The organism is Halobacteriovorax vibrionivorans (assembly GCF_003346865.1).
GTDB lineage: Bacteria > Bdellovibrionota > Bacteriovoracia > Bacteriovoracales > Bacteriovoracaceae > Halobacteriovorax_A > Halobacteriovorax_A vibrionivorans.
In genome coordinates this window covers 540,575-561,084 of the sequence record NZ_QDKL01000003.1, presented here as the reverse complement: position 1 = coordinate 561,084, position 20,510 = coordinate 540,575, and the positions used below count along the sequence as shown (strand labels likewise).

At 35.6% G+C, this 20,510-nt stretch carries 20 protein-coding genes; 15 read left to right on the top strand and 5 right to left on the bottom strand.

Annotated elements, in window-relative coordinates; genetic code table 11:
• Positions 1-3 precede the first annotated feature (3 nt).
• On the bottom strand, positions 4-1,926 hold the full coding sequence (gene htpG / locus DAY19_RS13405; RefSeq protein ID WP_115363297.1) for a molecular chaperone HtpG: 1,923 nt from the start codon (positions 1,924-1,926) through the stop codon (positions 4-6).
• A 172-nt stretch (positions 1,927-2,098) separates the two neighbouring features.
• Between htpG and DAY19_RS13400 the strand changes: the two genes are divergently transcribed.
• From DAY19_RS13400 to DAY19_RS15280, 6 genes are all read left to right on the top strand, one after another.
• On the top strand, positions 2,099-2,635 hold the full coding sequence (locus DAY19_RS13400) for an asparaginase domain-containing protein (protein WP_115363296.1): 537 nt from the start codon (positions 2,099-2,101) through the stop codon (positions 2,633-2,635).
• A 20-nt stretch (positions 2,636-2,655) separates the two neighbouring features.
• Positions 2,656-3,336, top strand: coding sequence for a hypothetical protein (locus DAY19_RS13395; RefSeq protein WP_115363294.1), 681 nt, complete (start codon positions 2,656-2,658; stop codon positions 3,334-3,336).
• Between the two features lie 205 nt (positions 3,337-3,541).
• Entirely contained in the window at positions 3,542-5,419 is a 1,878-nt protein-coding gene (locus DAY19_RS13390) for a hypothetical protein (protein ID WP_115363292.1), read from the top strand.
• A 59-nt stretch (positions 5,420-5,478) separates the two neighbouring features.
• Positions 5,479-5,889 (top strand): methylmalonyl-CoA epimerase, encoded by a 411-nt coding sequence (gene mce, locus DAY19_RS13385; protein WP_115363290.1) that lies wholly within the window; start codon positions 5,479-5,481, stop codon positions 5,887-5,889.
• A gap of 9 nt (positions 5,890-5,898) precedes the next feature.
• Positions 5,899-6,636 carry a rhomboid family intramembrane serine protease gene (locus DAY19_RS13380; protein WP_115363288.1) on the top strand — a complete coding sequence of 246 codons (738 nt, stop codon included), beginning with the start codon at positions 5,899-5,901 and terminating at the stop codon, positions 6,634-6,636.
• A gap of 110 nt (positions 6,637-6,746) precedes the next feature.
• On the top strand, positions 6,747-6,923 hold the full coding sequence (locus DAY19_RS15280; RefSeq protein ID WP_158536912.1) for a hypothetical protein: 177 nt from the start codon (positions 6,747-6,749) through the stop codon (positions 6,921-6,923).
• A 52-nt stretch (positions 6,924-6,975) separates the two neighbouring features.
• Here the strand turns inward: DAY19_RS15280 and DAY19_RS13375 are convergent, their stop codons facing one another.
• Positions 6,976-7,878, bottom strand: a complete 903-nt coding sequence (locus tag DAY19_RS13375; protein ID WP_115363286.1) for a LysR family transcriptional regulator — start codon at positions 7,876-7,878, stop codon at positions 6,976-6,978.
• A 152-nt stretch (positions 7,879-8,030) separates the two neighbouring features.
• Between DAY19_RS13375 and DAY19_RS13370 the strand changes: the two genes are divergently transcribed.
• A complete protein-coding gene (locus DAY19_RS13370) occupies positions 8,031-8,453 on the top strand; it encodes a Kazal-type serine protease inhibitor family protein (protein ID WP_115363284.1) in 423 nt (140 codons plus the stop codon).
• Between the two features lie 82 nt (positions 8,454-8,535).
• On the opposite strand, the gene DAY19_RS13365 is transcribed toward DAY19_RS13370, so the two are convergent.
• Positions 8,536-9,006: a flagellar basal body-associated FliL family protein gene (locus tag DAY19_RS13365; protein WP_115363282.1), complete on the bottom strand. Its 471-nt coding sequence runs from the start codon at positions 9,004-9,006 to the stop codon at positions 8,536-8,538.
• A 170-nt stretch (positions 9,007-9,176) separates the two neighbouring features.
• Between DAY19_RS13365 and DAY19_RS15275 the strand changes: the two genes are divergently transcribed.
• The 3 genes from DAY19_RS15275 (at position 9,177) to DAY19_RS13355 (ending at position 11,711) form a co-directional block, all read left to right on the top strand.
• On the top strand, positions 9,177-9,323 hold the full coding sequence (locus DAY19_RS15275) for a hypothetical protein (RefSeq protein WP_158536911.1): 147 nt from the start codon (positions 9,177-9,179) through the stop codon (positions 9,321-9,323).
• A 126-nt stretch (positions 9,324-9,449) separates the two neighbouring features.
• Positions 9,450-10,601 carry a hypothetical protein gene (locus tag DAY19_RS13360; protein WP_115363280.1) on the top strand — a complete coding sequence of 384 codons (1,152 nt, stop codon included), beginning with the start codon at positions 9,450-9,452 and terminating at the stop codon, positions 10,599-10,601.
• Entirely contained in the window at positions 10,602-11,711 is a 1,110-nt protein-coding gene (locus tag DAY19_RS13355; protein ID WP_115363278.1) for a lipase family alpha/beta hydrolase, read from the top strand.
• Here the strand turns inward: DAY19_RS13355 and DAY19_RS13350 are convergent.
• On the bottom strand, positions 11,701-11,979 hold the full coding sequence (locus DAY19_RS13350; protein WP_115363276.1) for a barstar family protein: 279 nt from the start codon (positions 11,977-11,979) through the stop codon (positions 11,701-11,703). The genes DAY19_RS13355 and DAY19_RS13350 overlap by 11 nt on opposite strands.
• Positions 11,980-12,029: 50 nt before the next feature.
• On the opposite strand from DAY19_RS13350, the gene DAY19_RS13345 reads away from it, so the two are divergent.
• From DAY19_RS13345 to DAY19_RS13325, 5 genes are all read left to right on the top strand, one after another.
• Positions 12,030-12,389 carry a hypothetical protein gene (locus tag DAY19_RS13345; RefSeq protein WP_115363273.1) on the top strand — a complete coding sequence of 120 codons (360 nt, stop codon included), beginning with the start codon at positions 12,030-12,032 and terminating at the stop codon, positions 12,387-12,389.
• A 96-nt stretch (positions 12,390-12,485) separates the two neighbouring features.
• Entirely contained in the window at positions 12,486-13,910 is a 1,425-nt protein-coding gene (gene gltX, locus DAY19_RS13340; RefSeq protein WP_115363271.1) for a glutamate--tRNA ligase, read from the top strand.
• Positions 13,910-15,175, top strand: a complete 1,266-nt coding sequence (gene tyrS / locus DAY19_RS13335) for a tyrosine--tRNA ligase (protein ID WP_115363269.1) — start codon at positions 13,910-13,912, stop codon at positions 15,173-15,175. The genes gltX and tyrS overlap by 1 nt, the downstream gene beginning before the upstream one ends.
• A gap of 20 nt (positions 15,176-15,195) precedes the next feature.
• The gene (locus tag DAY19_RS13330) at positions 15,196-16,662 is read left to right on the top strand and encodes a PAS domain-containing sensor histidine kinase (protein ID WP_115363267.1); all 1,467 of its coding nucleotides are present in this window, start codon (positions 15,196-15,198) and stop codon (positions 16,660-16,662) included.
• 206 nt (positions 16,663-16,868) lie between these two features.
• Positions 16,869-18,323: a sensor histidine kinase gene (locus tag DAY19_RS13325; protein ID WP_115363265.1), complete on the top strand. Its 1,455-nt coding sequence runs from the start codon at positions 16,869-16,871 to the stop codon at positions 18,321-18,323.
• Positions 18,324-18,337: 14 nt separating this feature from the next.
• On the opposite strand, the gene DAY19_RS13320 is transcribed toward DAY19_RS13325, so the two are convergent.
• Positions 18,338-20,506 carry an APC family permease gene (locus DAY19_RS13320; RefSeq protein WP_115363262.1) on the bottom strand — a complete coding sequence of 723 codons (2,169 nt, stop codon included), beginning with the start codon at positions 20,504-20,506 and terminating at the stop codon, positions 18,338-18,340.
• Positions 20,507-20,510: the final 4 nt, after the last annotated feature.

The window sequence follows — 20,510 nt, the reverse complement described above, 5'->3', positions numbered from 1 at the left end:
TAATTAGTTAATCATATTTGAAAGTTCACTAACAAGATCTTGTGAACGCTTCACAAAGAGCTCGCGCTCTTCAGGCTTAAGGCCTTCGCTTGAAATACCAGCAAGGTCTTGAACGTGAAGACAAAGCTTCTTTGCTAGATCTTCATTCTTCCCACTTGTATGAAGTTTAAAAGCATTTTGAACAAGAGGGTTAGAAGCATTAACAACTAATGTTTTCTTGATAGGGAATTGTTGTCCGCCACCCATTGATTGAGTCATTTGGGCAAAGCGCTTCATTGACTCATCAACTTTGAAGTAAGCTGGAGTTGTTGCACTTGCAATGCGACCGATTTCTAAGCCGCGATCACTTGGTGCTTCACCTTCTTTTTCTTCAAGTTTGATATCAAGGAATTTTGCAAACATCTCTTTTACTTTGATATCGTCTTCAGAAGTTGCTTCACTTGCAAGTAGGTTCTCAATTTCACTATCAACACTTACAAATTTTATCTCAACTTCTTCTTCACCTTTTTTGAATTTCTTCATTTCTGAGTGTTGAATAAAGTGTGGATCAATATGATTATCTGTTTCTACAGCAGATAGACCGACTTCTTTTAATTGGGCAAGAAGCGATTGATTCGCATTTTCTTTTTCAAAGTAGAGGATCTTACCATTCATCTTCTCAGCATAATCAGCTGGTACAGACTCAAGGTATTCAGAAAGTGTTACATACTTTCCTTCATTTGTTTTAAAGAGGGCACGCTCACGCATGATCTTATCAAATTTCTCATCTGAGACACATCCGTACTTAACGAAGAGTCCGATATCTTCCCAGATGCTTTCATACTTTTCACGGTCTTTCTTATTAAGAACCTTAAGTGCTTCTGCAACTTTCTTAACAATGTAGTTTGAAATCTTTCTCACGTTTGGATCACCTTGAAGTGATGAACGTGAAACGTTAAGAGGAATATCGTGTGAGTCAATAGCACCTTTTAGAAGTCCTAAGAATTCAGGGATAATATTTTTTACGTTATCAGATACAAAGACCTGACGACAGTAGAGACGGATATTCTTATCACCAACTGGCTTCATTGGATTATATTTTGGGAAGAATAAAATACCATTTAAAGTAAATGGGTGATCAACGTTTAGGTGAATCCAAAATAATGGTTCGCCGTCCATTGGAAAGAGCTTACGATAAAGACCTTTGTAGTCTTCATCTGTTAATTCTTTTGGGTCACGCTTCCAGATTGGATTTGTATCATTAACGATAATTGGCTCAACATCTTTACCTTTGTCATCACCGTCTTGGATCTTCTCATTCACGTCTCGTAGTGAGATTTCATACGGCATGAAATCACAGTGATTAGAGAGAGTTTCATTTAACTTCCACTTATTTAAGAATTCCTCTGAGTCCTCATTGATGTGAAGAGTAATTGTTGTCCCAACCTCTTTCTTATCAGAGTCTGAGAATGTATATTCTGTGTCACCCTCACATGTCCACTTTGTGGCCTTTGCACCCTCATTCATTGAAAGAGAGTCAACTTCAACTTTCTCGGCAACCATAAATGCTGAATAGAAACCAAGTCCAAATTTACCGATGATATCTTTATTTGATTCACCACCAGCATCTTCCATTTTTTTGATAAATTCTTCAGCTCCAGAGAAGGCAAGTTGAGCAATGTACTTTTCAACTTCTTCTTCACTCATTCCAATACCGTTATCTGTTACGGTAATTGTCTTTGCTTCTTTATCAACTGCTACTGAGATCTTTCCAGTTGGAACTTCAGATCCTGTTTGGCGACCTAGCTCGGAACGCTTTGTGATGGCATCACTTCCATTGGCTATAAGTTCACGAATAAAAATATCGTGCTCTGAGTAAAGCCATTTTTTGATGATTGGGAAAATGTCACTTGTTGCTACGGAAATTTGTCCTGTGCGGTTAGTCATTTGTACTCCTTATATTAATAATCAAATAGATAAGTGTCTTACAGCTATAACATGGTATGCTTTTTATAGGCGTCAAGGGTATTGGCCAAAAAAATTACATAAGATCTTAAAATCACTGATAAAACAATGTATAACTAAGTTCATTATTAGAATTCTTTAAAAAGGGTAGTTCATGGATAACCATGTTCAAAATATTCAACTCATCTCAACTGGTGGAACCATAGAGAAATCATATAGTGAAAGTGATGGATCACTTAAGAATCGCGATTCATTTATTCGCCAGACCATTATCGATCGCTTAAGGCTTCCATATACGAAGCTCCATATTATGAATATCATCAATAAGGATTCTCTTTATTTTACTGATTATGACCGTCAGGTCTTATTAAAGACGATCAAGTCCCAGCTTGAGAAAAATATTCCTCTTATAATCCTTCATGGTACAGATACCATGGCAAAGTCTGCAAAGTTCGTTTATGAAGCATTAGACGGAGCAAAAGAGCTAGATGTTCCAATTATTTTTACCGGTGCAATGAAGCCGATGGGCTTTGTTGATAGTGATGCCTTTCAAAATGTTACAGAAAGTCTTTATGCTGCTAAAATAGTAGATGCTGGCATTTATATCTCTTTTCATGGACAATTATTTAAAGTCCCTGGTGTGAGAAAGAATCACGCAAAACGTACGTTCGAATATATTGACGACGAATAAAGAAGCATTTGGAGTATGCAATGGATATGCAAGATAACTCAGAAATAGAAACAGTAACATCAAGCCAATATGGAATCATTGAAGCAATGTATGATGCTATTAGTATAATGAAAGAGCGTCTTGGCCCTTATTCTATTCTCTTTGTCTTCTCATTTCTTTTAAAAGCATATGCTATATACAATGCTAACTTAGGGGATATGGCAACTGATATGAAGATCATTGAAGCGGCCATCGTCAATGTTCTCGGTGCTGTTTTTCAATCTGTTTTAATTTTGAATTTCTTCTTCTTTGCTCTCAATGGCCTAGACTTTAAGATAAAGAAAGTCTTATGGGATATACCGACATATGTCTTCTTTGGTTTTTTAATGAGCTTATTAACTGTTTTAGGTTTTGCCCTGTTTGTTATTCCCGGCCTTTATGTCATGTATTTCTACATGGCCCTGCCAATGGTTGCGATTCTCTTTGATCAAGAAGGTGAATCAAATTTTAAGATCACAAAGACAAAGGTATCAAGTCTTGGTGGTACGTACGCAATTTACTTTGTTCTGACGATGATTATCTCTGGTGTTGGCACTATCGTTACAAATTATGCTCCAGGAACAGGAATCCCAATGGGAATTCTCTACATTTCTTGTCTGATTTTGACTCTTGTTCAGGATGTTATGGCCGGGCTTGTTGTCGCCCTCTTCAATAAAGCATAAGTATCTGAAAATTGGTGATTTTCGACGCCTGCTCTCGTTGGCAGAGGCTTCTACGTTACATTTCGTAATTTCAGTAGGTTAACTGATTTTAGGCAGTTTTTTCACGTTAAAGGTTAATATTTACTTAGGGTTAACTTAATTGTCAGTTAACTCGATAAGTTGAGGGAAGACTATCAACTTACAAAAGGTACTTAAGGCCAAAGTGATGATGAAAAAAACGATTACATTTCTATTAATGCTTACTCTCTTTGCTTCATGCATGGAGCAGCCTCGTTCAAGAAGAGCGAGTCTTGACTCACCAACTGATTCAATAGGTGATGGAAGTGGCAATAATGGGTCTTCTGGTGGAAATAATGCCACTGATGGAGATACTGAGGTCATCACAAATATTCCTGAAGATACGGCCGTTGAGATTACGCAAATTATTGATCCAAATACAGGCTCTTTTAAAAAGAAAGTTTCAATACCAAAGGACTTTAGAGGAAAGCTTCATCTTACGGGGCTAAATATTTCTTCACTTAAAAATCGTGTTATTAAGGGTCGCTTCTACTTTGGACGTGAGCGCACACCAATTGAATTAGATGGTGTTGTTGGTCAAGTTCCTGGGGAAGGGATCACTCAATATTCTACTATTAATGTCATTACTTTTGATATGGCAGCTAGAAAATTTTCTGATATTCGTCTTCTATATAGTCTCTTTGATTATAATGACTACGATAGTGATACAGCTGAGGATGTTATAACTGATCCGACAAATGCTGGACTTTACTGTCGCGGCCTTCGTTTAGAAGACGATCCTACTTTTACACCTTCTATTAGCCATCCATATTGTGATCAAGCAGGTGATGTTTGTCTCTATGCATATGCTGGTGTTGGTGATCAAACTCTTTGGCGTGAAGAAAATGTCGATGGAGAAATTGTAGAGAGAACTAATATTCCAACTTATGAACAAATTGATATTGATGGAAATTTACTTTCAGGTGAGCCTCTATCAAATAATCTTTTAAAGTGTCTTCCTGATCGTAATGATAGTTCGATGTTTCAAAGCTTATTTGGTGTAAATCATCCCGCAAATATTGGTACGACTTTAACTCTTGGTGGAAATCAATATGAGTATCGTGGTCCATATCGTATCTTCAATGAAGATGAATGGGAGATTAAAGGCGCCGCAATTTATCAACAAGGATCTGTACCTAGTGGTGTTTTTAAAGCACCTTTGGCCGGAGCAAGTTCATTTTCTAATGTGGCAGCAGGTATGCAGTCATATATGTTTCCAAGGGCCGGAAAGATTAATTATCAAACAACGGGGATTCAATACTTAGGATCAGATTCACCATTTTCTAATCGCTCAGTTCAAACACTTAACTCAGCAGGTGATACAAAGTATATGGATGGTTGTAATATTCGTGCCAAAAATTATAATGCGACAACTGGTGAGACAATTTCAAGTTGTAATGTAACTGGAACAATTGAACTTTTCACAATGGAGAATGGTTCAGAGGTTCAAATCGCAGTTACAAAAGATATTAAACTTCAACTTCTAAAATCGGGCCTAGGAGCTCAAGATGGTTATGATTACAATTCTCTAAAATCTTGTAATGGAAACCGTGAATGTGGCTCTGGAGAGTGTTGTTTTAATAATCGTTGTTATTCAAGATCGATTGTCGGTCAGTGTAGTGATGATTACGATTCAACAGGAAACCAACCGACTGGTGAAAGTTGTAACTCAGACTTTGACTGTTCATCTCTGTGTTGTAACGGTTCAACTAATACATGCCAAGATCACGTAAATAATGACTTTGAACAAGTTCTTTGTTCAAAAGTTCCAAATCAATCATGTGTGTCGAAGGAATTTTGTCGAATTGAATACGTTCGTCAATGTTACTTAATTCGCATCAATGATCCGAATAATTCACTGACATGTGCTAAGCGTTGTTATTCAGTGCCTACATTTGGGGATTGTGTTTCAGGATATTGTAAACCTCCTGTAACGCCTCAAGAACCGGCAGCTCCAACAACTCCGGCCGATTGTGCAGGGGATAATGTTCTTGATAACCCACCATTTAATTTAAGTGATTTATAGTCAGCTTGCTAAGGGGTAGTGACTTTCTTATAATGCTTAAAAATTAAGTGGAGAAGATTATGTTTAATAAAGATTGTTTCCTTGATCATATTGCTATCGCAGTAGAGAATCTTGATAATGCAGAAAAAATATATCGTGACTTAGGTTTAACTTTTAACCACCGAGAAGTTGTCGAAGATCAACAAGTAACAACTTCATTTGCTCATATTGATGAAAACGCTCATGTTGAATTGCTAGAGCCGATTGATGGAAAAGGGCCAATTGCTAAGTATCTTGAGAAGAAAGGTCCAGGGATTCACCATATGTGTTACCGTGTTCCTGATGTGACAAAAAAGTCCCAAGAGCTTCGCGATCTAGGTTATAATTTATTATATGAAACACCACGCCAAGGGGCGAATAATTGCTTAGTAAACTTTATTCATCCAAAGTCTACAGGTGGTGTTTTAATTGAAATTGCTCAAAAAATGTAAGGAGAAATAATGCAACAAATGTACTTACCACCGCTAACGAAAGTTAATAAATATCTCATTGGTATTTTAGTGGTTTCATTTGTCTTAGGGGCCGTTTTTGCAAAGGCTTTTGATATTTCTCTTGTGGCCATTCTTGGCCTTGATGTAGCAAGTTTAAAATCTGGTTTAATTTATAAGATGGTGACTTATCCTCTTGTGAGTACAGGTCTTTTTAACGTTGTCTTCACTGGGCTTTTATTTTGGTTTCTTGGTAGTGATCTTGAAGCGCGCTGGGGATCACGACGCTATATTCACTATCTATTAATTGCGACATTTGTAAATGCTTTTGCCTACTCGTTATTTGCAATCTTTATGGGTGGCGCTTCATTAAATTATCCATTTCATGGTATGGCCTTTTTATCGTCTGCTATGTGTGTTAGTTATGCCGTGATCTACCCAGATCGAATTTTTCAATTCTTTATGATTATCCCAGTTAAGGCCAAATACTTTTGTTTAATCCTGGCCGGGATGAATGTTTATCAAGGTTTCTTCTCTCCTGGAGGAGCTCAGGCATTTGGAAATATTGCTTCAATGATTTTTGGTGCAGCATTTGTTTTTGGTATGAGAGGACTTGGTTTTTATCTTAGAGATCAAGTTGGTAATCTTAAGAAGAAGCAAGGCAAGGTAAAGAAGAAGCGCAAGGGCCATCTCAGATTAGTGGATGATGAAGAAAAGCCAAATCCAGATGAGCCGCGTTATTGGCAATAAGCTCAAATATCCAGCAAGTTATTGATTACTTTAGACTTTGCAAAGCTTGTAACACATGATATAAAGCTACATTATTACGTTTATAACTCAATTTTACATAAGGAAAATCCATGAGACTTTCAAGAGCTTTAGAAGAAAAAATTCTAGACCTAAGATTAAGAGATAAGCTTATTGCTGAAGGTAAAGTAACACAAGCACAAGTAGATGAGTTTTTAAACTCTCTAGGTGATGATGAAGCTAACGTGACAACTACTGATGAGTCACAAGCTCCAGGAATGAAAAAGTAATTTTCAATTCATTTTCATATATGAAGGCCACCTTATAGGTGGCCTTTTTTATTTAAATATTTTCTGTTAGATATTCAAATAGACTCAAGGCCACTGGCCCCATTTTTCTAGCATTCAGATAAGCGAGATTTAACTCGTTAATCATATGATCTTTCGTACCATTAAATTGTAATAACTTCTTTGAGTTATCAGATCTCTCAAGAACGTGCAAAGGTAATACTGAGATACCAACACCTGCTAAGGTGAGCCTTAGAACACCTTGAACATCCATTAATTGTGCTTTTGCTTCAGTTTGAAAACTCTTTTTAAAGTGATACTTAAACCAACTTGTAATTACTGGAGCACCTTCTAGATAGGCGATAAAATCAAGATTATCCGTTTTTTTAAACTTAGTCTCACTAGTTAATTTATGCTCTTTTGCATAGTCATGAGAACAGCAAAGAATGAGCTTTTCTGAAGAAAGATTTTTCGTTGCAATTTGTTTAGGAAAATTAAAGCTATCGGTAATAGCGAAGTCGAGTCCACCATTTAATAGCAGCTGACTTTGTCTTGCGGCGTGATCGTAATTAATACGGATAGAAACTTCTGGATGAAGCTTTAACCACTGGCCTATAATTGGTAGAACCCTGTTATTTCCAAACTCAATTGGAAGACCAATATTTAAGATACCCTTAAGCTTATTCTTCTTTGCTGAAACTTCGCTTAAAGCATCCTCTAGCCCTTGAAGTGCTCTCTTGCAATTTTCAAAGAGTAGGTGAGCCTGTTCTGTGGGAAGAACCTTTTTATTTATCCGATCAAAGAGACTTATTTGAAGTAAGCCTTCAAGAGATTTTATATGTTGAGAGACTCCTGGTTGAGTCATGGCAAGGTTTTTTGCCGTCTGAGACATATTCTGGGTTTGATAAACCTCAAGAAAGACTCTTAGTGTCGGAATGGAAATATGATCAATATTCATAATTTCAGCTACTTATTACTAGTTCTTTGTATGAAGTATAACATATGATTATGGATATTGATTAGTATATATAATTTTTACTAATTTATATTCTGATCTATAACTCTCTCACAAACAAGATAGGACTTAGATTCTTTTTTAGGGAGAACGTTATGAGCAAATTAATTTCAATTATTCTACTAGCAGTTGTTGCAACAAACATCAGTGCAAAAGAGATTATTCTTAACGGTGACTTAATTGATTCTCAGTCTTTTACTGGAAGAATTTTCAAAGTGATTATCACTGAGGAAAATGAAGAAGTTAAACTTGTTAATGAGTACTTTGAAGCACAAAGTTGTGAAAACGGTGAATTCGCACTTAAAGAAGAGTCTCTTGGAAAATATCGATTAGAAGCAGTTCTTAACTGTAAGAATTGGGTTGATCAACCAGAAGAGACACAGTTTTGCCCAGAGATCTTTTCACCAGTTTGTGGTGCAGTAAGTGGTATTGACGGTGATATGCTAATTAATTATTCAAATTCTTGTGAATTATATAGAGCAAAGGCCATCTTCGTAAAAGAAGGGTCTTGCGAGTAATTTAAAATTCCCTTTTTAAATTCCTTTAAAGTGTTGTTGTCTAAGGCCCGTGTTCCCTCGCGGGCCTATTCATTTAAAAATCTTATTGTACGACAAATTTAGAGTAGAAGACTTCTTTTACAACTCGTTTTTTCACTAGCTCATTAATTCTTTTTTTAATTCGACTTTCAAAAATGAGTTTTCCTGATAGAGAGTTGAGCTCTTCTGGAGAGATGGCCGCAGCAACATCAATTACGATATCGTAGATTTGAGGCTTATATTGATCAAGAATTTCACTGTCATCTTGATTAAAGAGTACAAGATTAATTTGTACGTCTAGGAATCTAAGTCTTCGAGTGGCAGATTCTAAATTGAGAGTTATCTTGTCGAGAACATATGTTGAAGGGAAGTTTAACTCGCCAAAGTCTTCCTTTAGTGACGTTAATTCTTTCTGATTACTAGGAAGTTCTTTTTTATAGATCACATTGGTATAAACAAAGACTCCAACTGTCGCAATTGTCGTCAGTAGAGTTAGGGCAATAATGATTTGATCAAGTAGTTTTCTTCCTGTCATAACTCTATAATATCATAGTTATTTTAGTGATTTAACTGCTCATATTATGGGTAGAAAATACTAGCAAATAGATGTTTAAAACCGAGTGAAGCGCTTGGTCTATCATCGACAAGAATTTTAGTTTAAAATATATATTCAATATAAATTTCTCAAGGATGTGGAGAGTTCTCATGGGTAAGTCTCAAAAGAATAAGCGTAAGAAAAAGTACGTAATGAATAAAGAATCTAATAAAGCGAATAAAAGTTCTAAAATGAATACATGGATCTTAGTGGCCATGACAGTTGTAGGCGCAGGTGTTGTCATCTACCTATCGTAATTTTAGATACTTGAAAATTTCTCACTGCATTAACCCTCTTAAATTTTTGTGATTGTGTTTCAATTTTGCTAGCATTTTTCTTCACACACGCAAAATATTGGAAAATAAAAGTTTAAAGAGGGATAAATGTTTAAATTGATTTCACTTCTAACGGCATGTCTAGTTGCTACTACTGCAATGGCCGAGATTTCAGACCTTAATCAAAATCAAATTGAAAGAATTCAACAAGAAAAAGACTACGTTGGAGTCATTAATCCTATGTCACTAGAGTTAGCAAGCTCAAATGATGATATTACATCTGGTGGATTCAACGATCTAATGAAATATGTTGTAGCGACACCTGATCAAGAAGATGCTGGTTCATGTCTTTATATGTCACATACTGGTGTCGTCGAGTGGTGGTATAACAGATTAAATAACTTAACTGGATCTCGTAAGGTGGACTTTGCTGAACGTTACTACATGTCTTTAAAAACTGAAAAAACAAATCAGGAAGAAATTGATAATTGGAGAACTGATAATATTCGCCGAATTAACAAAAGTTCAATCTTCTTTAGCAATAAAGATTACCGTTTTACTAAGGGTTACTATAAAAGAGTTGATGGTAAACGCGTTGTTACTGATAAAGAAGATGAAGATGCGAGCTATGGTACATCATATAATTGGATTAATTTAACAGATGAAATCTCAAAAGATGCAAATGTATTTAAGCTTCCAAAGTTTAAAAGAGAAGTGCTATTTGCAGATGCTGAGCGTGACCAGTGGGCCGTAGGTAAGGCGCCAAAAAATATCGTTGAAAGAATCAAGAATGCTCTTCATAAAAGAAATGCACCTGTTCTTGTCATCTACAATCATAAAGGCTTTTGGCATGCAAATTATATCTTCGGCTATAATGACAATGCAGATACAAAAGGATGTCCTTTTACAACTTCTTTTATAACACGTATGCAAGAAAAGTATGACTACTGGATTAAGAAGTCACAAACAACAGAGTCTGATAAATGGCGTCAGAAGTATCTTGGATATGCTGATAAAGCAAAAAGAAGAGAAGCCGCTGTTAAGAACCGCTTAGAAGAAGTTGGTGGTTGTGCAAAAAAAGGTGTCTTCTATGTTAGAGATTCAATTTATGGAACAGACACTATGCCAGAGTATGATTATGACTTCTCTCAAAAAGGTGAAGAAGGGCATTTAAATGCACCTTTAATTGCTCGTGAGTTTGCTTGGGTACAAACGACACTTAATCATGCTATTCAGATTTACCCAGAAGGTATGGAGTAATTGAAAAGAAGTTCTTTAAACTTTTTAATATTATTTTTTTTACTTTTTTCTATCTCTGCTAGTGCCGAATGTGGCACTAGCAAAAATCATATTGTTTTCATTCATGGAATAGCCAGTAACAAAGGAGCCTTTGGTTACTGGGACCAATATGTACAAAAATTTCATAAAGATGAATGTTTAAGTTCACACTTCTTTGAATATGATACTGGAAATAATAGATTATCTTTAAATGACTTTGTTGAATCTTTTGATGAATTCATGCATCAAGAAAGCTTATCTGAAGGTAAGATTAAAATTGTTGCTCATTCTCAAGGAGGGCTGATAACTCTTTATTGGTTAAAGAGAATGCTAGATAATAATGATTCTATTAGATTTCGTGTAAATGGCCTTATGACGATGGCGACACCTTATTACGGTGCTAAAATAGCAAATCTTGGTTACAGTCTTGGAACATTTATTTTGCCGATACTTGGAAAAAAAGAGCTAAAAGATATGAGGATTGGCTCCAAGCAAGTGATGCAAACTTATGAGTTATTTAATAATAAAGATTTTCTTTCTTACCTTAAGGGTCTGAATTTTATTTCTATTTCAGCACTGTTTGCTCCAAATCTCTTTGATGTAGAGGGTGATTTTGCAGTAGCGCCTTATAGTTCAAATCCTAATGTCGTTCTGGGAAATAATATTTCAAAGCACTATAATATTCACGGAGTGCATTTGAGATTTAATCTTCCGCGAACGCCTGCTACCACTTATGTTACAAAGACATGCTTAGAAAAACCTGAGCTTTGTAAAAATTCAAGTCTAGCTATATTTGAAAAAGAGTTTCTTTCACAACAATATGTTTCAATTGATAAAGCCGAAGATATAAATACCTTTGCGGTCTACTTAAAATTTGAAAAAGGCTCTTTACCAAGTGGACCAATATTTGTTGGAAGTAAGGGGATTCTTAGAGGTCTTGCTATTAAGTTTCATCATATTCGCGATGGGCTTTATTATTATAAAGGAAGATTGTCCTCTGGTGATTCGAAAGGCTATTTAAGAACATATATTGATGGAAATAAAATTTTAATACCTGTTAAGGCATCTCGAAGTACATTTATCACTCGTTAATATAGAATTTAAACTCACTATGTTGGGAAGCAACTAATTCAAATATTTCTTTTAATCGATCAAAATCATTTCCAAGTTTTAATTGGGCCTCTTTTGCATTTGCCCAATAAACACTTAGATTTTTATCAGTATATGTTTGAAGAAACTCATAGAGTTCATCCAGATTATTTTGGTAAAAAGAAGGGAAGTTAAATAGTCGGCCACATTCAGATAGGTAATCCTCAAGTGTTTCTAGTCCATTTGAATTTAACTCAATTTCTTTTCTCATTTACTTACTTTTTATTTGCTTGATATCTAAATATCGTTAGAATGGTTATAGTGAATAAGTTAATGATTTTTCTATTTACCTGTCAATTATTGTTTTCATCTTCTGTTATTGCGAAAAAGCATATTACTATTAAGCAACAGCAATACCTTAAAGCTAGAAAACAATATCTTCTCGAATACACCACTTTCGGTGTTGATGAGTGCCTAAAGCTTTATAATAACAAGATTACGACGAAGAAGAATGAGTCTGGAAAGATTCTCGTTGGCTCACCCGAGTATTTTAAAATGCTCAGTATGTGTTTTCATAAGATCACTAATAAATGCTACGGTGAGAATTGCATCGTATCACGCTCAATGTCAAAGAGACTCGAGAACGTTAATCATGTGGATTCCATTCTAAAAAGCCTCTAAAATCAAGTATTTTGCCTATTTTCAAAGTGCCATTTCTATTCAAAAACGCTATAATGCATTGATATACGTTTAATTTATTTTTTTAAAAGGATTTGTATGACTGTTCGCGTTCGTTTTGCACCATCTCCAACTGGATACCTTCACATTGGTGGGGCCCGTACTGCTCTTTATAGCTACCTATTTGCTAAGGCAAATGGTGGTAAATATATTCTAAGAATTGAAGATACTGATCTTGAGAGATCAAAGCGTGAATACGAAGAAGCACAAATTGCTGATCTTAAGTGGATGGGAATTGAACACGATGAAGGACCTGATAAAGGTGGGGACTTTGGCCCTTATCGCCAATCAGAAAGATTACAAATTTATAAAGATATTGCTTGGGACTTCGTTAAGCGCGGACTTGCTTACCCATGTTTTTTAACAAGTATTGAACTTGAGCGCTTAACTGAAAAGGCCACAAGTGAAAATAAAGACCCACATGCTTATCACGGTCAATTTCGCGACCTTGATCCAGCGCAAGCTCAAAAGAGAATTGATGCTGGAGAAGAATATGTGATTCGTTTTAAAAACCCTGGAAAGACTTGGGAGTTCACTGACCTTGTTAAAGGACACGTAAAATTTCCAGAAAATATGGTAGGGGATTTTGTTATTTTAAGAGCAAATGGAATGCCTGTTTATAATTTCTGTTGTGTTGTTGATGATGCAAAGATGGAAATGACTCACGTATTCCGTGCAGAAGAGCATTTAAATAATACTTGTCGCCAGCTTATGATCTACGATGCAATGGGTGTAACTCCTCCAAGATTTGGTCACGTTTCACTTTTAATTGGTCACGATCGTCAAAAGCTTTCTAAGCGCCACGGAGCCACTTCTGTTACTCAGTATAAAGATCAAGGCTACTTACCAGCTGCTCTTGCAAATTACTTATGTCTTCTCGGTTGGTCTCATCCAGATGAGACAGATATCTTTGATGTAAATGAGCTTGGAGATAAATTTGGTTATGAGAGATTTTCTAAGTCTTCTGCAATGTATGATATTGCAAAGCTAAACTTCTTCAATGAGCAGTGGCTAAGAAAGTTAGATGATAAAGATATTGCTGCTGGCTTTGATCGCTTTATTCCTGAAGGAAGCGAGTATCATAATCAAGATGAAGCTTGGAAGGTTAAGTTTGCAGGACTTATGAAAGAGAAGATTCAGCTTTTTAGTCATATTAACGAACACCTGCCGATTTTCTTTGATGCAGCTGTCGATGCTGATGATCAATATAACGAGGCCATGGGGTGGGAGACAACTCCACAGATTAAAGAATACCTAAAGGCTCAGCTTGCTGATCAGACAACTAACGTAACTGAAGAGCAAGTCGGTGAGTGGATGAATTACTTAAAGAAAGAATTAAAAATAAAAGGGAAGCCACTATTTATGGGAACACGTGTTTGTCTTACTGGACGAGCGCATGGGCCAGATTTAAAAACTGTCGTGGCGCTGACTCCAATTAAAATTATCAAAGAGAGATTAGCTTAATGAATTTTTTTGAAGAATTAGAAGCCAGAGGAATTGTAAATCAATTCTCGCATGATGAATTAAAAGAAATCTTAAATGAAAAGAAAATATCTTTTTACTGTGGGTATGATCCTACAGCAAAGTCCCTACAACTTGGAAATCTTTTTGCTGTTGTGACAATGATGCGACTGCAGAAACAAGGACATAAGCCTTACGTTCTTGTTGGTGGTGCTACTGGAATGATTGGAGATCCTTCAGGAAAGAGCGACGAGAGAAATCTTCAAACTCAAGATGATCTTGATAAGAATTTGGCGGGACAAAAAGCACAACTTGAAAAGCTTTTAGACTTTAGTGGTGAAAATGCCGCTACCATGGTTAATAATATCGATTGGATTGGTAAGTTTTCACTTATTGAATTTCTAAGAGATGTTGGAAAGCGTTTTAGAATAGGTGAAATGCTTTCAAAAGATTCAGTAAAATCACGTCTTAATTCAGATGCTGGTATTAGTTTTACAGAATTTACTTATCAAATGATTCAAGGTTATGACTTTGCTCACCTTAATAAAGAATATGATGTAAGTCTTCAAATTGGCGGTGCCGATCAGTGGGGAAATATGGTTGCAGGAATGGATCTTACTCGTAAGATGCACTCTAAACCTGCCTTTTGTATGACGATTCCTCTTCTTACTGATTCAAATGGGAAGAAGTTTGGAAAGTCTGAAGGTGGAGCAATCTATCTAGATCCTTCAATGACATCTCCTTATAAGATGTACCAATTCTTACTAAATTCAGATGACTCTTCTGTTATAAAGTATCTTAAAACTTTAACTTTTTTAACTCTTGAAGAGATTGCTGAATATGAAAAGTTAGTAGAAACTGAGCCTCATTTAAGAGCAGCTCAGAAACGCTTGGCCGAAGAAATTGTTACTCTCGTTCATGGCAAAGAAGGGCTTGAGGCTGCCATAAGGGCCACTGACTTCTTCTTTGGAAAGGTCATTGAAAACACGACAGATGAAGAACTTGCTGGAATCTTTGATGATGTACCTTCAATAGAATTAGATAAAGCTCAATTAGGAGAGCTTTCTTATCTTGATATGCTTGCTCTAACCCCTCTTTTTAAATCTAAGGGGGAGGCAAGAAAAATGGTTGGCCAAAATGGTGTGGCCATTAACAATGTAAAGAATAAGGATATTGATCACGTAATCTCAAAAGATGATCTAGCTAGTGAGTCGTGCCTTATCCTTAAAAAAGGTAAGAAGAACTACTGTGTAGTGAAATTTATTTAATTGTTAAACCTTAGGGAAGTATGAACTTAGAGAAGTTTATCGAATTATTAAAATACGGAAATTTTGAAGATCAAAATTCTCGCATTGCTATATTTGATAAAGATGCTCGTTTTGTTTTTGTTTCCACCACTCTTTTTGGCTTCACTGAAAACTATGTGGGTATGACAGTCTATGAATATTATCAAGGTCACCTTGCTGATTCAGAAGTTAAAAAAGTTAAAGACTGCTTTGCTAAGGCCTTAAATGGGGAACCCTCATGTACGCAGGCTATTTTAACGAATCGGTTAAATAAAGAAAAAATCACTTGGGACGTGGACTTTAATTCATTTGTGGATGATAAAGGTGATACCTATGTTTTATCAAGGATACGACCTCATGAAGTCAATTTAAGTACAAGTTCTACAAATTTCTTTATTCGTGAAATGGTTGAACAAAGCTCTGATGTTTTCACTGTATTTGATAAGGACTTTTATATCGTTTATGTTTCAAAAGTTCTTGGAAAGTGGCGTGACGAGTCTGTTTTAGGGCTACATATCTCAGATCTTATTTCTGGAAAAGCTCTTGAAAAATTTTATAAGCGTTATAAAAAAGCAAAAGAAAATCCAGGCGTTGTCATCACTGATATTGTCACTATTGATATGAGTTCTGATGATGATCCTCGTAATGAGTTAATTCTAGAATCATCAGTTGAATTTCATGATTTTAATCAACTCGGTTGTTATTATCTTGATCGTACTTCTGATGTTACAGAAAAGGTTCTACGAAATCGTGAAATTGAAATTCAAAAAGCAACGATTGATAAAATGTCTAAATGGACAGCTCTTGGTCAAATGGCCGCTAATATTGCACATGAAGTAAATAATCCACTTGCAATTATTGAATTACAAACTCAAGCTCTAGAAAAGAGAGGCAAGGACTTAAAGATTGAACAAGTCCTTGAGAAGGTTCGCTCTATAGCTGAACAAAAGAATCGAATAGCAAATATTGTTAGCTCCCTTCATATATACTCTCAAGATGATCGTTCAAAAAGAGAATCTGTAAGTCTCTCGTCTCTTATTCATGACTCTATTGCTCTTTTTAAAACTGCTCTTGTTGACGAAGACTTAAAGATCGTTTTCTCGAATGATTCAGATAATGACATCGTAATGGTTAATTCATCCGAGATTATTCAAGTATTTATTAATCTTTTAAATAATGCTCACGATGCAATTCTTGATTTGAAAGATAAATGGATTGAAATTAATTTGGATGATAGTAATCATAAGGTCTATGTTGATATAATCGATAGTGGCCATGGAATTGAGCCTAAGTTAGCGAGTAAGATCTTTAATCGTTTTTATACAACGAAGGGTGAAAAGAAGGGAACTGGGCTAGGATTAAATATCTGCCAAGAGATCATGAATGATCATGGGGGCCATATCTCTTATGTTAAGGATGCCGAACACACGACTTTCTCATTAACTTTTCCTAGTGTTGAATTAAACTAGAATTTCAAGTTCCCCTTTAAAACTAAACTTTAGTAGCATCGATACCTGAATGCCCTTCTAATAGTCCCTCTGGTAGTCCCTCTGGTAGTCCCCTTGGCTGTGTATTACATGGTTTTTTCTGGTGTGTAATAACTACTTATTACTTGTAATCGAATATTGTTTAGAGGTACAAGTGGTCAATATTTATTCTTTGATACGTAGGTAAGATGAAAGTCGATGAGCTTATTGATATTTTTAAATACGGAAATTACGAAGATCAAAATATTCGTATGGCCGTTATTAATTCTGAATCAAAATTTCTCTACATGTCTTCTACATTGGTGAGCTTTTATGAAAATTATAAAGAAATGCCAGTTTATGATTATTACAAGGACCATTTTCCAAGTAGTGAGTTAGATAAAATTATTAACGGTATTAATAATGCCCTAGAAGGTATTTCAACAAGTTCAGTCATTGTACTTAAAGACAGTTTAGATAAAGAAGAAATTAATTGGGATACGACTTTTTTACCTTTTACCTCTGAAGAAGGGGACAGGTTTTGTGTTACTAAGATTCAACCACGAGAAATACAGCTTTCCACTACTTCAACTAATTACTTAATAAGAGAAATTGTAGAAAAAAGTAATGATTATTTTGCCGTTTTTGATGAAGACTTAAATTTCGTCTATATTTCAAAAACTGATCAGGATTGGGATATTAAACCAATTGTAGGTAAGCATATAAGTTCTCTTATTAATGGTAATGTCTTAGAAATATTTAAAGATCGTGTGAAAAAGGCCACTGAAAATCCCGGAGAGGTTATAACTGATATCGTAAAACTTAATGTAGCTAATCGCGGTCTTGTCTATTATGAATCTTCAATGGAGTTTCATGACTTTGGTGCTCTTGGAAAGTATTATTTAGATCGCACAGCAGAGGTAACTGAAAAGGTTTTAAGAAATCGAGAAATAGAATCTCAAAAGTCTGCAATAGAAAAAATGTCAAAGTGGACAGCTCTTGGGCAAATGGCAGCTAATATTGCTCATGAAGTAAATAACCCTCTTGCAATTATTGAATTACAGGCGCAGTCAATTTCTAAAAGAGGTGCTGACTTTACGATTGAACAAGTAAGGGAAAAGATCAATTCAATTAAAGAGCAAAAGGATCGTATCTCAAATATTGTAAGTTCTTTAAAAATTTACTCTCATGATGACCGTTCAAAAAGAGAGCATACAAGTCTCTCGTCTATTATCCATGATTCAATTGCTCTTTTTAAAACTGCGACAGTTGATGAATCGTTAAAGATTGTATTCTCTAATGATTCAGATAACGACATGGTAAATATAAACTCTTCTGAAATTATCCAAGTCATTATTAACTTACTTAATAATGCTTTTGACGCTATTGATGAGTTAAGTGATCAATGGATTGAGTTAAATCTCTTTGATCACAACGGCCTAGTTTATCTTGATGTTATTGATTCTGGTGTTGGAATTGATAAAGAAATAGCAACGAAAATTTTTGATCGCTTCTATACAACAAAAGGCAGAACGAAAGGGACGGGACTTGGTCTAAATATATGCCAAGGAATTATAAATGATCATGGTGGAGCTATCAGTTTTGATCCTGAAAGTGAATACACTACATTTAGGATTTGCTTGCCTCAAGTTAATCCTTCTTAGTCATTATTGCTTCTTTATGCTGGTGCTGTATGGATACCTAAAACAGAACAAGAAGCTTGAGCAATAATCTTATCATCTTCAGTACCAAAGACGTTATACCACTTATAATTAGTACTTGTGTTGAATAATAGAAGATCGTATTCAACACTTAGAGATTCAATCTTCTCAATCTTATTTTGATAGTGCTCAATGTGACCAACCGCTCTTACATCAAGTTCATCAGAGAGATCTCTAATGTACTTTTCTAAGTTTGATGTTTCGCTAATATCCAAGTCTTTATTTGTTAAGTATACAAAAGTGAGCTCTGCATTGTTATTTTTTGCAATATGATATGCTGCTTGTGCAAGTACTTCATCATTAGAATTCTCATCAAGGATAATAAGAATTTTTCTTGTGTATCTTACTCCTTTATCTCTGTAAATTGCTAGGTGACAGCTTAGGTGTGAACGCAGCCACGCAACTGGACTTTGAGTTGTAAATGTACCGCGAAGTCTTCCTTTCCACTCCATGAATAACCAATTACAGTGAAGTCGTTGTCCAATTTCAAAAATTGACTTAGAAAGGTCGTGTGTAACAATAGGATCAAAGTTAATAGGTGTTGTTTTTTCAATGGCCATTGCAACAACACGTCGTCTTAATGAACGAAGATTAGGATCTTCATCTGTAAAATCATTCAGGTCTGATTGTTCTGGCGCCTCTGTTAAATGGGCCACCTCTATTTGCTCTCCATCTGCGAGAGAAGTTCCAATATCAATGAGCATCTCTGGAGATTTTTCATTTCCAACCAAGGCAACTACGACATTGGCATCTTGGTCAAGTTCACAACGGCCAAGTGAGTGCATTGTTGGTGAGAAGTTTGGTGTATCATCGAATAGATCCTTTCTCTTTCCACGAATTCCAAGTACTCCTTTGCGGTTAACACGACTTTTTGCATATAAGAAGTATATCAAAATTCCTGGTACTGAAATTGAGACAAGACCAATAATTGCAAGATCTTTCATCATTACTAATAAGTAGAAAGTTGAGATGATTCCAAAAATTTGTATATATGGATAAAATGGTGATTTATAAGTCGGTCTATACCATTGAATATGTGTTTCTCGTAAAGCTATGACAGTTATATTTACAAACATATAAAGCACTAAGATAAATGCAGATGCTAGTTTTGCAATTTTTGCAATATTTAAGAAATAGATAGCACAAGCAATAATAATCCCTGATGCAAGAATACTCCATACAGGTGTTAAGAATTTACGATGAATATGGCCAAAGGACTTTGGAAATAAGTGGTCTCGGCTCATAGCAAAAGGGAAGCGTGATGCTGCAAGAAGCCCAGCATTGGCCATTGAAGTCATAGTAAGGATGGCCAAGATGGCCATGATTGTTGCAAATGTATTACCACCAAATACTTGGGCCAATGTATAAATTGGACGTAAGTTACTTTTTAACTGATCAATAGGTAGAAATTTAGCAAGTGCAAGTGTTGTTACACAATAAAGTACCGTCACAATAAGTAGTGATAAAAGAATTCCTCTTGGGAGGTTCTTCTCAGGTGTTTTAATTTCTTCTGCAATAGCCGCAACTTTAGTTACTCCTGCATAAGAGATAAAAACAAGTCCTGAAGCTAATAAAATACTATCCATATGTGAGAATGAAAATGGAATCCCCGGTATGACGGTAGCGGTTGAAAGTGTTCCAATATTTAAAATAGTAAGCCCAAGAGTTGATGTAATGACAACAGCAATTAGTAGCCCACTAACTTTACCAACACCAATAATATTTAAAATTGTGATGATAACTGTCAGGAATAACGCTAGGTATTTTAGATCGAAGCTTGTTGTCAATGTACTTAAGTATGCACCAAAACCCATGAGGGCAAATGCCGCTTTTAAAAGTAGGGAGATCCAAAGACCTAAGCCTGCAATTGTTCCGGCCATTGGCCCAAAAGTTCTTTCGATATAAATATAAGTTCCACCTGAGGCAGGCATGGCCGTCGCAAGTTCTGACTTAGACAGTGCTGCAGGTAGAACACATAGTGCTGCAATTAAATATGATATCCAAACATATGGACCTGTTACTTCAAAAGCTAGACCTGGCAGAACAAAAATACCTGATCCGAGCATTGATGCAATACTTATGGAAATGACTGATGATAGCCCTAAATTTCTTTCAAGCTTCTTCAAATAA

Excerpts from the sequence above, each read along its gene's own strand:
- htpG (WP_115363297.1), bottom strand. The coding sequence starts at position 1,926 with ATGACTAACCGCACAGGACAAATTTCCGTAGCAACAAGTGACATTTTC.
- DAY19_RS13400 (WP_115363296.1), top strand. The coding sequence starts at position 2,099 with ATGGATAACCATGTTCAAAATATTCAACTCATCTCAACTGGTGGAACC.
- DAY19_RS13395 (WP_115363294.1), top strand. The coding sequence starts at position 2,656 with ATGGATATGCAAGATAACTCAGAAATAGAAACAGTAACATCAAGCCAA.
- DAY19_RS13390 (WP_115363292.1), top strand. The coding sequence starts at position 3,542 with ATGATGAAAAAAACGATTACATTTCTATTAATGCTTACTCTCTTTGCT.
- mce (WP_115363290.1), top strand. The coding sequence starts at position 5,479 with ATGTTTAATAAAGATTGTTTCCTTGATCATATTGCTATCGCAGTAGAG.
- DAY19_RS13380 (WP_115363288.1), top strand. The coding sequence starts at position 5,899 with ATGCAACAAATGTACTTACCACCGCTAACGAAAGTTAATAAATATCTC.
- DAY19_RS15280 (WP_158536912.1), top strand. The coding sequence starts at position 6,747 with ATGAGACTTTCAAGAGCTTTAGAAGAAAAAATTCTAGACCTAAGATTA.
- DAY19_RS13375 (WP_115363286.1), bottom strand. The coding sequence starts at position 7,878 with ATGAATATTGATCATATTTCCATTCCGACACTAAGAGTCTTTCTTGAG.
- DAY19_RS13370 (WP_115363284.1), top strand. The coding sequence starts at position 8,031 with ATGAGCAAATTAATTTCAATTATTCTACTAGCAGTTGTTGCAACAAAC.
- DAY19_RS13365 (WP_115363282.1), bottom strand. The coding sequence starts at position 9,006 with ATGACAGGAAGAAAACTACTTGATCAAATCATTATTGCCCTAACTCTA.
- DAY19_RS15275 (WP_158536911.1), top strand. The coding sequence starts at position 9,177 with ATGGGTAAGTCTCAAAAGAATAAGCGTAAGAAAAAGTACGTAATGAAT.
- DAY19_RS13360 (WP_115363280.1), top strand. The coding sequence starts at position 9,450 with ATGTTTAAATTGATTTCACTTCTAACGGCATGTCTAGTTGCTACTACT.
- DAY19_RS13350 (WP_115363276.1), bottom strand. The coding sequence starts at position 11,979 with ATGAGAAAAGAAATTGAGTTAAATTCAAATGGACTAGAAACACTTGAG.
- gltX (WP_115363271.1), top strand. The coding sequence starts at position 12,486 with ATGACTGTTCGCGTTCGTTTTGCACCATCTCCAACTGGATACCTTCAC.
- tyrS (WP_115363269.1), top strand. The coding sequence starts at position 13,910 with ATGAATTTTTTTGAAGAATTAGAAGCCAGAGGAATTGTAAATCAATTC.
- DAY19_RS13330 (WP_115363267.1), top strand. The coding sequence starts at position 15,196 with ATGAACTTAGAGAAGTTTATCGAATTATTAAAATACGGAAATTTTGAA.
- DAY19_RS13325 (WP_115363265.1), top strand. The coding sequence starts at position 16,869 with ATGAAAGTCGATGAGCTTATTGATATTTTTAAATACGGAAATTACGAA.